This is a genomic window from Aliiroseovarius conchicola (assembly GCF_041403445.1).
Lineage (GTDB): Bacteria > Pseudomonadota > Alphaproteobacteria > Rhodobacterales > Rhodobacteraceae > Aliiroseovarius > Aliiroseovarius conchicola.
Map to the genome: position 1 here is coordinate 450,197 of NZ_JBGEHL010000003.1, position 12,706 is coordinate 462,902.

General features: G+C 54.3%; 12 protein-coding genes and 1 tRNA gene. 8 read left to right on the plus strand and 5 right to left on the minus strand.

Annotated features, from left to right (window positions below; all coding sequences use genetic code 11):
* Nucleotides 1-7: 7 nt before the first annotated feature.
* The 3 genes from V6N04_RS07945 to V6N04_RS07955 all read right to left on the minus strand — a co-directional run bounded on the left by V6N04_RS07945 (nucleotide 8) and on the right by V6N04_RS07955 (nucleotide 1,991).
* The gene (locus V6N04_RS07945; protein WP_371169610.1) at nucleotides 8-520 is read right to left on the minus strand and encodes a TRAP transporter small permease; all 513 of its coding nucleotides are present in this window, start codon (nucleotides 518-520) and stop codon (nucleotides 8-10) included.
* Nucleotides 521-637: 117 nt separating this feature from the next.
* A complete protein-coding gene (locus V6N04_RS07950) occupies nucleotides 638-1,783 on the minus strand; it encodes a TRAP transporter substrate-binding protein (RefSeq protein WP_371169611.1) in 1,146 nt (381 codons plus the stop codon).
* 22 nt (nucleotides 1,784-1,805) lie between these two features.
* Entirely contained in the window at nucleotides 1,806-1,991 is a 186-nt protein-coding gene (locus V6N04_RS07955) for a hypothetical protein (RefSeq protein WP_371169612.1), read from the minus strand.
* Between the two features lie 147 nt (nucleotides 1,992-2,138).
* Here V6N04_RS07955 and V6N04_RS07960 point away from each other — a divergent pair, with 147 nt between their 5' ends.
* The 7 genes from V6N04_RS07960 (at nucleotide 2,139) to V6N04_RS07990 (ending at nucleotide 9,465) form a co-directional block, all read left to right on the plus strand.
* Entirely contained in the window at nucleotides 2,139-3,161 is a 1,023-nt protein-coding gene (locus tag V6N04_RS07960) for a LacI family DNA-binding transcriptional regulator (protein ID WP_371169613.1), read from the plus strand.
* 291 nt (nucleotides 3,162-3,452) lie between these two features.
* Entirely contained in the window at nucleotides 3,453-4,145 is a 693-nt protein-coding gene (locus tag V6N04_RS07965; protein ID WP_371169614.1) for a FadR/GntR family transcriptional regulator, read from the plus strand.
* Entirely contained in the window at nucleotides 4,138-5,289 is a 1,152-nt protein-coding gene (locus V6N04_RS07970; RefSeq protein WP_371169615.1) for a PLP-dependent transferase, read from the plus strand. Before V6N04_RS07965 ends, V6N04_RS07970 begins: the two co-directional genes overlap by 8 nt.
* A gap of 46 nt (nucleotides 5,290-5,335) precedes the next feature.
* A complete protein-coding gene (locus tag V6N04_RS07975) occupies nucleotides 5,336-6,595 on the plus strand; it encodes an ABC transporter substrate-binding protein (protein WP_371169616.1) in 1,260 nt (419 codons plus the stop codon).
* A complete protein-coding gene (locus V6N04_RS07980) occupies nucleotides 6,592-7,527 on the plus strand; it encodes a carbohydrate ABC transporter permease (protein ID WP_371169617.1) in 936 nt (311 codons plus the stop codon). The genes V6N04_RS07975 and V6N04_RS07980 overlap by 4 nt, the downstream gene beginning before the upstream one ends.
* Before the next feature lie 9 nt (nucleotides 7,528-7,536).
* Entirely contained in the window at nucleotides 7,537-8,376 is an 840-nt protein-coding gene (locus V6N04_RS07985) for a carbohydrate ABC transporter permease (RefSeq protein ID WP_371169618.1), read from the plus strand.
* Between the two features lie 9 nt (nucleotides 8,377-8,385).
* Nucleotides 8,386-9,465, plus strand: a complete 1,080-nt coding sequence (locus V6N04_RS07990; RefSeq protein WP_371169619.1) for an ABC transporter ATP-binding protein — start codon at nucleotides 8,386-8,388, stop codon at nucleotides 9,463-9,465.
* 16 nt (nucleotides 9,466-9,481) lie between these two features.
* Here V6N04_RS07990 and V6N04_RS07995 read toward each other — a convergent pair whose 3' ends face one another.
* The gene (locus tag V6N04_RS07995; RefSeq protein WP_371169620.1) at nucleotides 9,482-10,738 is read right to left on the minus strand and encodes an AGE family epimerase/isomerase; all 1,257 of its coding nucleotides are present in this window, start codon (nucleotides 10,736-10,738) and stop codon (nucleotides 9,482-9,484) included.
* Nucleotides 10,739-11,125: 387 nt separating this feature from the next.
* Nucleotides 11,126-11,202 (minus strand) — tRNA-Met (locus V6N04_RS08000).
* Between the two features lie 144 nt (nucleotides 11,203-11,346).
* Between V6N04_RS08000 and V6N04_RS08005 the strand changes: the two genes are divergently transcribed.
* Nucleotides 11,347-11,859: an acyloxyacyl hydrolase gene (locus V6N04_RS08005; protein ID WP_371169621.1), complete on the plus strand. Its 513-nt coding sequence runs from the start codon at nucleotides 11,347-11,349 to the stop codon at nucleotides 11,857-11,859.
* Nucleotides 11,860-12,706 lie beyond the last annotated feature (847 nt).

The following is a 12,706-nucleotide window of genomic DNA, read 5'->3' on the forward strand; positions in this document are numbered from 1 at the left end:
CTAATCCTCAATCAAACAGTTTGTCGCCTTCGAAGACGGGCGAACCGTCTCGAAGCGCGCGAACATCACGGCGGAAAGATTGGATCAAACGCCAGACCATCAACCCAAATCCAGCTGGCACAGCCATAAGAAACCACACCTTGGAGATACGCAGCCCATCCGTCACTGAGCCAAACTTGGCCGATACGTGAACCGTTTCAATCGACCAGTAGAGGGCGATGATGGCGACTGCGAACATCACAAGGTCGCCGAATATATACAGTAACGCTTTGGGACGCGGCCCGAGGTAGTGCATCAACACATCAATACGAATATGCGCGCGTTCCTTGACGGCAGCAGCGGCCCCGATCCAAGCAAGATAGATGAAGGAATATCGGACGATCTCTTCGCCCCAAATCGACGAGTAGGCGAAGATCTCGCGTCGAAGCACTTCGATCGCCATCGTGACGACGAGCATGACGTAAAACGTCAATAGCAACCAACGCTCGGCGTTTCTGTCTATGTTGCGTAAAATATCCATGTCGCATCCTGCACTTGGGCGGAGTTTCCCTGTCGCCAACCTGAAAGGGCCTGCGCCAAGGGGTCGAATTTGGAGGAGAGAACGGGCGGGCGCATCGCTCTGCGCCCGCCTTTGTCTTTAGGCGTCGTGGACGTAGTACTTGCCTTGCGTACCAGCCGCTTCAACAAGCTTCTCGAACGCATCCATCGAGCCAGCCAATTCTTTCTTGAAGGGGTCCCATTCCGGCAGCTGATAACCACCAGCAGATTTCCATTCCGCCAGTTGATCGTCCGTCAGGCTGTGGAAATTCACACCGGCCTTTGCCAGCTCAGCCATTGCGTAGGCCCGTGCGGATGGAACCTTGGCAAGGTTCTGATGCGACGTCATCTCGCCCGCCCATTCAATACCCGCCTGTACATCACCTGGCAGGCTGTTGAACCACTCAAGGTTCATCGAATAGACTTGGCTATCCGGCACGGCCTGCGTGAACGTGACGTTGCTCAGGATGTCTTTGAAGCCAAAGACATACAGCGCGCCAACCGATGGATCGAGGGCATCTGCGACGCCTTGCTTAATCGCTGATGGCGTCTCGCCCCAAGCAACCGGCGTCGGGTTCGCACCGACCATCCGGTAGTATTGTTGAAGCATTTTTGAACCCGGAACGCGGAACTTCACACCCGACATATCCGCCGGTGTAATGATTGCGTCGCCACCTTTACGTACCGCTACAACCCGCGGGTCAATCACGACATAGAACAGAGGTTTAAAGCCAGCAGCCTCGACCTTCGGATGCACTTCGCTTTTCCACGTATCGGAATGCACAAGGTTGGTGAAACGCTGGTTCGACCCGCAAAGATACGGCATGTTGATCAGATCAACCGTCGATGCGAATGGCGCGAAGTTTGACAGCGAGTGTTGCGCCGCCTGAATTGTTCCGCCCTGCACTTTCTGAACCAGCGAGCCGCCAGCTCCAAGCTGACCACCCGGGGCCAGTTTCACATAGACTTTACCGTTGGTCGCGTTCTGGATGTTCTCTTTCAGGTCAAGCTGCATGATCGGATAGCTGCGCGACGCGCCCAGCACATAGGCTGTCGCCACGGTCATGATATGATCCGCTGCCTTCTCGCGCTCGCGCTCTTCGTTGGCTGTCTGTGCCACAGCCTCAGAGGACCACAGCATACCGCCCGCACCGGCGACCAACGCAGCTGTGAAGCTGCCACTTGCAGCAAGCTTCAAAAAGTTGCGCCGTTCGGCCGATTTCAATTCCTTGGTTTCTTCTTTCAAGACGTGTCCTCCCTATGGACGTTCAGCCGCCATTCTTTGATTTACGGGCGGCTTCTTTTTGGAGAATGGCCACAACGAACAGTGCCGATGCGACGAACAGAACTATCATCTCGCCGACGTCTCCCAGGTAGGCCGTTCCAGAATTCGCCCCAATGGCGACGTTTAGTGCAAACACACAGAACACCAGAAGGGATGCGATCAGAAACATAGGGCTTACCTCGTCGGAATCAGTTCTGAACTCAATGTAAGCGCTTACATCGTGACAATGCAAGCGTTTACATTGTTTTGCAAAAACTGCATATTTTATTTAGAAAAACCGAATGTGCCCGAGCTCTTTCGCCGAAAGCAAAAAACCATGTCTTCTCAACGCAATGCCCCAACACTCGACGATGTCGCGCGGCTGGCAGGTGTGTCGACGGCAACGGTATCACGCTGCATCAACACGCCCGATCGCGTCATTGAAAGCACTCGAAACAAAGTCACAACCGCGATTAATCGGCTAGGATACTCACCCAATTTTGGCGCCCGGGTTATGGCGGCAAAGCGGACCAACACAATTGGCGCGATCATCCCAACGATGGAGAACGCGATCTTTGCGCGTGGCCTGCAAGCCTTTCAGGAAGGTTTGCGTGCAAAGGGCTATACGTTGCTTGTGGCGAGCTCGTCCTACCAAGCGGACATCGAAGAAGAACAGATCCGCTCACTCGTGTCACGCGGCGCGGATGGGCTTTTGCTGATCGGCCATGACCGGGACGCGACAATCCGCAAATTTCTTAGCCGCCAAAACATCCCCGCGCTGGTCGCTTGGACGCACGATCCGGACGCGGACCTACCCTCGATAGGATTTGACAATCGCAAAGCCATGCGTGCGCTCACCAGACAAGTGTTGGATATGGGCCACCGACGCATCGCCCTGATCTCAGCCGCAACCAAGGGCAATGACCGGGCGCGCCTTCGAGTACAAGGGGCAAAAGATGCGCTGCGCGAAGCCGGACTGAATCCCGACGACCTTCGGATTATCGAGACGTCATACGCTATCGAAACCGGCGCCACTGCGTTTGCCGATCTGATGGCCGACGCCACCCCGCCTACCGCTGTCATGTGCGGCAACGACGTTATGGCGGCCGGCGCGATCCGGCAGGCGCGCGATATGGGACTAAGCGTTCCTGGAGACATCTCAATCACGGGGTTCGACGATATTGAGCTTGCCCGGATCGTCGAGCCACCCTTGACCACAATCCATGTCCCCCATCGCGACATGGGCAGTGGCGCGGCCGAAATACTGGTTGATATGGTCGAAAACAAAAGTGCCGGTACGACGGTCGAGCTTGACGCCACGGTCTGCATTCGCGGCTCACTCGCTGCCCCAGCAGATTAGGTCTCCGCTGGCGAGAACATCACCCCAGCACCGCCACAGTGCCGTTCTAAAGATGCCGCGCAACCTTCGAATCGCTAAGTCTGTGCGCGCAGCACCCAACCCTCTTTCTGAGCAATTCCTACATAACATATTGTTATTATATGATTTTATAATGTCCTACATTATTGTTGATTTTGTCCGACATTATATCTACCGTCCTGGCACAATCATGTTAGGAGGGTCTACAAAGTGTCGGCCAAGTCGCAAAACACGCAGAGTGGTCAAGCTCAAGGCACACCGAATGCACTTGATATGCTTGAGATTAGCGACAGTAAGCGGGGTGTACTGGACGCCCTCTCTTTGATGATTGAACGCGCAGGACTTGGGATCGGGGATCGCCTACCGCCAGAAGTTGAGATCGCAAAGAAACTAGGCGTGGGACGTGCAAAAGTCCGTGAAGCGCTGACCGCATGGCAGAACATGGGCATTGTGACGCGCAACAAGAAAGCCGGCACGCGATTGGCGACCGAGGTCGCTTCGAACTCGATCCATTTGCCCGTCACGCTTAAGCTTGAGGCGGAAAGCCTTCTCCGAACCCATTCAGTCCGCAAGCCGCTAGAGGTCGAATGCGTCCGCATGGCCGCGCGAAACGTGGACGACCACCATTCAGGCGCTATCCTTGCCCGATCGGCAGAGCTAATGAAAATCTACGACGCTGGCGAAGATTGGCGGGCTGCAGATTATCGGTTTCACAAGGCCTTGCAGGATGCATCCGGAAATCCTTTGTTCGGTCAGCTTATACAGCAAATCCAACAAGCATTTGGGGAGATGTACGAGGCGCCGTTCGGCCAGCCGCAACTTGGTCAGGCGTCGATCCCGCTCCACCCACATCTGGCCCACGCTGTCGTCGCCGGGGACGAGGCCGAGGCCATGCGGATCATGACCCAGATTTTGGACATGGTTGAAGCCGAAATTCACAAGGTGATGGAGACATATGATGTCTGACCCGCACGCACTCGCAACGCTGTTGAACTCTGTTATGGCGGACGCAGAGGGCGCTGTCACACCGCCCATTGTTCAGACGTCCTTGTTCACGTTCGACAACTACCAAGATTTCGAAGACCGTATGGCCGGCCGAACAAATCAGGCGATCTACACCCGCGTACAAAATCCGACCGTCGCTGCATTTGAAAACTTGATAGCCACAGCTGAAGGAGGTGATGCTGCCGTCGGGTTTGCATCGGGAATGGCTGCCATATCATCAACTTTGTTGGCGTTTGTAAAACCCGGTTGTCGCATCGCCTGCATTGAACACGTTTACCCGGACACCTATCGGCTGATGGAACGTTTGCTGCGCCCCTTCGGTATCGAGATCACATATCATTCAGCTCAGGAATTCGAGGACAAGCCAGAGCTTCTGAAAGGTGTCGATATCGCCTACTTGGAAAGTCCCAGCTCGGTCGTGTTTCAACCCATGGATCTGCCCCGAGTGGCCAAGCATGCCAGACACCACGGCACCCTAACAATGATCGATAGCTCATGGGCCAGCCCTGTATTTCAACAGCCGCTGACATTGGGGATCGACATCGTCCTTCACTCCGCCTCGAAATACATATCGGGGCATTCAGACACGGTTGCGGGGGTGGTCGTCTCCTCCCTCGATCATATTTCTCGCATCCGTGATCTGAGCCTTCCACTTTTGGGTGGCAAGCTTGCACCTTTCGAAGCGTTTTTGCTGACCCGTGGATTGCGAACTCTTGAGGCAAGGATGAATCAGCACGAGGCCACCGCGAACCTCTTTGTGGACCGTTTGGCCACGCTTCCAAATGTCCGCAGAGTAAATAGCCCCGGTGCAAATACCGTGCCCGGCCTGACCGGTCGATCCGGCCTGATGTCGGTTGAATTTGATGACAGCGTGGACATTCCCAAACTGTCAGATGCGTTAAGCCTGTTCAGGCTTGGTGTCAGCTGGGGCGGCTTTGAAAGCCTGATCCTGCCAGCCCGTGTGGGACTGGCACAGGCCGGCGAACAGAATTCGATGCAGAAATTTGGCGTCTCTCCCAACTTGGTTCGTCTGAACATTGGGCTGGAGAACGCCGAAGACCTTTGGGCGGACTTTCTAACCGCCCTGAACCAAAGCGCGACCTGAGAGGGTGAAAAGACGCTGACCTCCAACAGAAAAGAAGGAAACTCCTATGAGACATCTTTTAACTGGTATTAGCACCGCCGCCATGTTGATGGCTGGGACTGCCTACGCTGACACCACCCTGAAATTGGTCGAAGTGATCACCAGTCCTGAACGCACAAAAGTCTTGCAAGGGCTAGTCGACAACTTCGAAGACGCAAACGAGGGTGTAACGGTCGAGATCGTCAGCCTCCCTTGGGGACAGGCGTTCGAAAAACTCGCAACCATGGTGGCCGGTGGCGACATTCCTGATGTCGTTGAAATGCCCGACACTTGGCTCGCGCTTTATGCGGGGTCTGATCAGTTGGCCAGCCTAGAAGAGCACATTGCTGGTTGGGAACATGGCGAAACGCTGACGGATAAAACGCTGGCGATGGGCCGGCAGGTCGGCGACGCTTATATGATCCCCTACGGGTTTTATCTGCGCGCCATGTTTTACAACAAAAAACTGCTGGCCGAGGCAGGCGTAGAGAGCCCGCCCACGACCATGGCGGAGTTCATGGACGCCTCGGCAAAAGTCTCGGCGCTTGATGGCAAGTCGGGCTATTGTCTGCGCGGAGGCCCCGGCGGAACCAACGGTTGGATTATGTTTGGAGCCACCATGAATGGCACCAACGAGTTCTTTACCGCGGATGGCAAAAGCCGGATCAACGAACCCGGATCTGTGGAAGGTATCCAATTCATGATGGACCTGTATCAAAAGGGCTATGCCCCGAAAGACAGTGTCAACTGGGGCTTTAACGAGATCGTCGCAGGTTTCTATTCCGGCACGTGCGCCTTCCTTGATCAGGACCCGGATGCCTTGATCGCCATCGCCGAGCGGATGCCCGCCGAAGACTTCGCAGTGATCCCGATGCCCGTGGGCCCATCAGGCAAAGCGTTCCCGACCATTGGTTTTGCGGGTTGGTCGGTCTTCAAGTCCACAGACCACGAAGCTGATGCATGGAAGCTTGTTGCGTCCCTGTCTTCGCCTGAAGCGAACGCCACCTGGGCCAAACGCGTTGGTGTGATCCCAATCCACAAAGGTGCAGATCAGGACCCTCACTTCAAAACCGATCAGTTCAAAGGTTGGTTCGAGGAACTGAATGGCGAGCAATACGTCCCAACAGTGATGCCTACCTACCTGGAACAGTGGGGGTACTTTGCCAGCACAGTTTTGTTGGAAAGCAGCCAAGAGGCCCTTCTGGGACAACGCACCGCGCAAGAGGTCGCGGATGAGTGGGCCGCGCTTCTCACAGACGAATATGCGAACTGGAAAGCAAAACAGTGACAACCACCGCTCATAACAAGACCTTGCCCGGCACCCGCCGGGCAGGTCGCTCGCTCTACTGGCGGTATATGGTGGAGCCCTTCATCTATCTATCGCCTGCTATTGTCCTGATTGGGACGGTAATGCTGATCCCATTGATCATCGGAATTTCCTATTCCTTTCAATCCATCGAACTTCTACGACCATTCAACACCGGTTGGGTGGGACTAGAGAATTACCAAGCGCTTTGGTCTGATCGGAAGTTCTGGGTCGCGCTGGAGAATACCTTTTGGTGGACGTTCTGGTCGATCGCATTTCAATTCATGCTGGGCCTTGGCCTTGCGATGCTTCTGAATACCCAGTTTTACGGAAAACGGGTATTTCAAGCTTTGGTGTTCTTGCCATGGGCGGTTCCCACCTTTCTCTCGGCCCTAACCTGGGCATGGTTGTTCAACCCAGTCATCGGCCCCCTGCCGCATTGGTTGGCGGCGCTCGGGATCATATCAGAGCCTTACAATATCCTCGGGGATCCAGAGCTTGCCCTTTGGGGCCCGATCACCGCGAATGTCTGGTTCGGTGTACCCTTTTTTGCGATCACCCTTCTGGCGGCTCTTCAATCCATCCCCGGCGAGCTTTATGAAGCCGCCGAAATTGACGGCGCAACGCCGTGGCAGTCTTTCACCAAAATCACCCTTCCATTTCTGGCGCCAATGATCGCGATTACTGTGATGTTGCGAACCATCTGGATCGCGAACTTTGCCGACTTGATCTACGTTATGACAGGCGGTGGACCGGCAAATTCGACCCAAATCGTCAGCTCCTACATCTTTACAACGGCCTTTCGGAAACTCGACTTCGGCTATGCCTCGGCCGTTGCTGTCGCATTGCTGGCGATCTTGCTCGTCTATGCAGTTGTGTTGCTGTGGCTACGCAAGAAACTCGTCCGGATTTAAGGAGAACCAATGTCCGTACGCCGCAACAATCCGATCCTAGCTATTGGCAAATACACCGCGCTAGCAGCATATCTGACATTCGCGTTGTTCCCGCTCTATTGGCTCTTCAAAATTGCTATCACGCCAGACCGGTTGATCTTTACCGAAGGCACCAACATGTGGCCGTCAACGCTAACGTTCGGAAACTTCCGAACCGTGATTTTTCAAACAGATTTCGTGACCTATTTCGGTAATTCTTTATTTGTCTCGCTAGGTACAGCCGCGATCACGACGTTAATCGCCGCCGGGGCTGGCTACGCATTTTCACGGTTCGATTTCGGCGGCAAGAAGCTCATCATTGCTGTGATGTTGATCACCCAGATGTTTCCCCTTCTGATGATCATTGCACCGATCTATAAAATCGTGTCGTCGCTGGGAATGCTAAATTCTCTGACGTCGCTAATCGTGGTCTACACGGCTTTCAACATCCCTTTTGCAACCTTTCTAATGCAGTCCTTTTTTGACGGTATTCCAAAAGACTTGGAAGACGCCGCCATGATGGACGGCTGCTCGCGCTTTCAGGCACTACGCAAAGTCATCTTCCCGCTTACCTTGCCTGGATTGGGCGCGACTCTTGGTTTTGTATTTACAGCTGCATGGTCCGAGCTTCTGTTTGCCCTGATGCTAATTTCCAAGAACGATGCGATGACGTTCCCGGTTGGATTGCTCACTTTCGTCTCCAAGTTTTCGGTCGACTGGGGGCAGATGATGGCCGCAGGCGTCTTGGCGCTGATCCCAAGCTGTCTCTTTTTTATCTTCATTCAACGCTACCTCGTGCAAGGACTGACGTCCGGCGCGGTCAAAGGATAGGAGCCACCGATGGCACGTATGCAACTTGAAAACGTCGTGAAACGGTACGGAGCGGTTGAAGTTCTGCGGGACATCAACCTCGACATCCAAGATGGCGAGTTCGTCGTTTTGGTCGGACCATCCGGGTGCGGTAAGTCGACACTTCTTCGGATGATTGCCGGATTGGAGCCGATCACGTCTGGGGACTTTTTGATTGACGGAGAGCGCATGAATGACGTGCGGCCGCGCGATCGAGACATTGCAATGGTATTTCAGTCATACGCCCTTTACCCCCACATGGATGTGGCTCGGAACATGGGTTTCTCGATGGAGATCCGCAAAGACCCTTCCGAGGACCGTGTCTCGCGCGTCCAGCAGGCCGCTGACACCCTTGGACTAAGCGCGTTGACAGAACGGCTTCCTAAAGCGTTGTCCGGTGGGCAACGGCAGCGCGTGGCCATGGGGCGGGCGATCATTCGTGACCCCCGCGCCTTCTTATTTGACGAACCTCTGTCGAACCTTGACGCAGCCCTCCGTGTCGAGATGAGGTTAGAGATCGCGCGCCTGCACCAGAGATTGGGTGCAACCATGGTCTATGTCACTCATGATCAGGTTGAAGCCCTAACCCTTGCTGATCGTATCGTGGTTTTGCACGGCGGGGATATTCAACAAGTTGGCAGCCCGCTCGAGCTTTATGAACGACCCGCCAACAAGTTTGTTGCGCAGTTCATCGGCTCTCCCACAATGAACGTGGTACCTGTAACGGGGGGCGACTGCTCGGTGACCCTTACCAATAACGCGACAATTAATCTGCCCCATCTACCGGACACAGTCCACGCGTCCGAACTGGGTATTCGACCAGAACATATTGACGTCGTTGACGATAAGACAGCGGATTTTGCCGGTGTGGCGGATGTGGTCGAACACTTAGGATCGGACACTAACATTTACATGAATGTTGATGGTGTTGGTCCACTGATGGTTCGAGTACATGGGAACATCCCCGCACGCCCCGGCGACCGGCTTGGTTTGAGCCTCCAACGTGAAAATACCCATTTATTTGCCGCGGATGGGACGGCACTTCGACGGGCAGCGGCGATGGCAGCCTGATCCAAAATGCCGGAGGCTAATCCGCAGTGATTTTTAACAAGCCGTGCAGATTTTCGCCCAACCGCGAGATGTGCTGAGCCAGCGGAATCAGCGTTGCCTGCAACGCGTGATAGATGTCGGGTTTTCCATTAAATTGCGTGACGGTTGGACGACCTTCCGCATCAATCTCAGGATACCAACCCCCATGCTCGTGGTCGATGAAATGAGCGTCGGCAAACTGCCACAGGCGGGCGTACCAGTCCTTTTGCGCTTCGGTTCCGCCAAGCTTCAAAAAGCAGGCTAGGACGCCAATCGCTTCGGTCACAGGCCACCAATATCGATCCCGAATGTATGGTGTGCCGTCAAACTGCAACGTGTAAGCCAGACCGCCTTTTTTTGCATCCCACGCATCCTCAAGCGCACGCTGAACCAAGCTCCATGCCTTATCTGGGGATCCATCATTCGGTCTTCCCTTCAAATCCCAGCACTGCAACAACAGGCGCGCGAGTTCGAAAGAATGGCCGGGGGTTGTCCCCGCTGGACGGAACATTGGGTTCCCCGAATAGCTGCGGTCGATCTGCCAAGATTTGGTGTAGTGCTCGGGCAATCTCCACCCCTCGGATAGCGCCATTCCATCTATGAAAAATCGCAAAATGCGGCCAGCTTTGTCCAAATAACTCTGACGCCCGGTAGCCTCGAAGGCAGTGAGCAGTGCCTCCACCCCGTGCATATTCGCATTCATTCCGCGATAATCCGAGAATGGCGTCCAATCCCGGTTCCATTCGTCAGCGAAGAGGCCTGCATCTTCCTCCCAGAACCGCTGCTCCAGCACTTCGGTAACATCGTCAATCAACCGATCCGCATCAGGATGACCTGAAAGTTTGGCGCTCGCCCCAGCCAACAGCACAAATACGTGCCCATAGGCCAGCTTACGGTCATCATGGATGTCTACTCCGTCTAATGCCCAAAGATAGCCACCATGCTGGGCATCGCGATGCCGCTTCCAAAGGTAGGAGAGGCCATGATCAATAATCTGATCGCACCCGTCAGCCCCCGCACATTTCGCAAGCGCATAGGAATGAACCAACCGCGTTGTCGTATGCAACTCCTGCACTGTCCCCACCAACGGTTTGCCGTCATGACCTAGTACGAAAAACCCGCCTTCGGGTCGCAAGCTTGCTTTGAAGAAAGCAATTTGGCGATGCGCATCGTTCACAAGCCAACTGCGATGCTCCGGAGTGTTGAAGCAATGGCGACTTTCGATTGCGGAGGAGTCGAGAAAATCAGAGGGCAAAGGATTCCCCTTTCGTCATCAGGGCTGTGTTGGTGCCGTTTGGGCGCGCGGCTCTCTTCGGCGGGCTACGTACTCTAAAATCCGACCTCGCAGTACACTCAAATCTTTGAACGATCTAACAGGCAAGCAAGCTCGCCCAGCCACGTATGACTCTTCGTCTGGTATGAATGGAGCACGCGCTGAGATGAATACGCATGATTTCGATATCGTCACCATATGAATCCAACGATCAAGCCGCAACACGATAGCTGGCACGGCCAAACGGTGGCGCTGGGTCAATAAGCGACTTTTTCATCGTATGCAGACTTGTGTCTGCTCCGCCCAGTCATGGCCAAAGTACAAACAAAAAACCGGCCTAGGCATCTGCCATAAGCCGGTTTTTGGTATTGGTTGCGGGAGCAGGATTTGAACCTGCGACCTTCAGGTTATGAGCCTGACGAGCTACCGGGCTGCTCCATCCCGCGCCAATGGGGTTTATATAGGCCCAGTATTTCGGAACCACAAGCGCATTCGGCGATAATTCGTAACAAAGATGACACCGGTTTTCCGCTCACGTGACAAACGACATCTGTTCAGGTAACCATCTGAGAACATGAAGGGATATTTGTATGGACGGCACGCTTGCAGTCTTGTTCTTGCTGACGGGTTTGATCGATATGTGGGTCAATCATTGTGATAGGAGCTGCGTCAAACCCGTGGCGGCCGTCGCCCGGCATGCGATCTCTGCTGGTGATCTGATCTTCGAGGCCGATTCCATCGGCGGTGAACTCTATTACAGGTACGACCTCCCGGTAGCTTTTGGTCCTTTCCAGCCAGCGGTCGGCGTATCAGTCGATAATCTTGGAGACTTCTGGTTTGGGGCAGGAGCCGTAAACTCATTTCATCTTTGGGAAGACCGAGCGTTTGCTCAGCTGTCTTTCATGCCGGGCATTTGGATGCGTGGAGGCGGACCTGTCATGGGTCATCCCATAGAGTTTCGTTCAGGTGTAGATGCAGGATACCAGGATCCAGCAGGCAGGCGCTATAGCCTTTCACTTGATCACCGTTCCAATGGCGACATCGTTCCGATCAATCCCGGTCTGGAAACCCTACAGGTCCGAGTTTCCCTTCCCTTGGAATAGGTACCGTCGCCAGAGCATCCCGATCCAAGGCCACTGTTCGTTGCCAGTGATCCCATCCGGATTTGCCCAAGCACTCCGAAACGCGCATAATTGGCGTGTGAAGCGATCCTGCATTCTCATATCCACCTTTGCTGCCACGTTGTTAACTGGTCAGACATGCTCTGCGTCGGGATATGAGGCGTTAATAAACACACCCGAGAAAGACCCCTGCCACCTGTTCGAACAAACTGCAGGCCGGGTGGTACTCTTTATCGACATGCCAACCGAAGGCAAAGAAGTGCCAGTCACGTTGCCGCGTGAATATCTAGAGAATCGCAGCGACTGGTTAAGTGGCTTGCGACACGGATCCGTTTTCTTCCGGCTTATGATACACAATGCATTGCCGGTGCATCGACAGGATGCAGAGCGACTTGACGCAGCTAAGCAGCGATTACCTGCGGGTATCGGGTATGTTTCGCTGCTGCTTGGCGATTTTGAAGAACTGAGTTCCATTCTTGCGACACTTCGGGGACCTTCGAGCACTTCGTCGGCTGATGTACATGTCCAACAGCCTGACCGATATGGACTTAACCACGCGCTCGGTCATTCATCAAGCGACCAGGAGGTTTTCACACATCTCGGGTCAGATGAACTTTTGGATACAGTGATTGAATGCCGACCTGACGGATCGACCGGCAGATCGTGTACGCATTACATGAGTTCGCATTCGCTTGACGTTGTATTGGAGTACCCAGAAGATTTTTTGCCTCGTTGGTTTGATATCCGCTCGCGTGTTTCTCGTTTTTTGGGTTGTGCGACGTTGTTTGATTAGGGTTGTTGTGAACGTCAAACGCCGCCAGCGTTATGC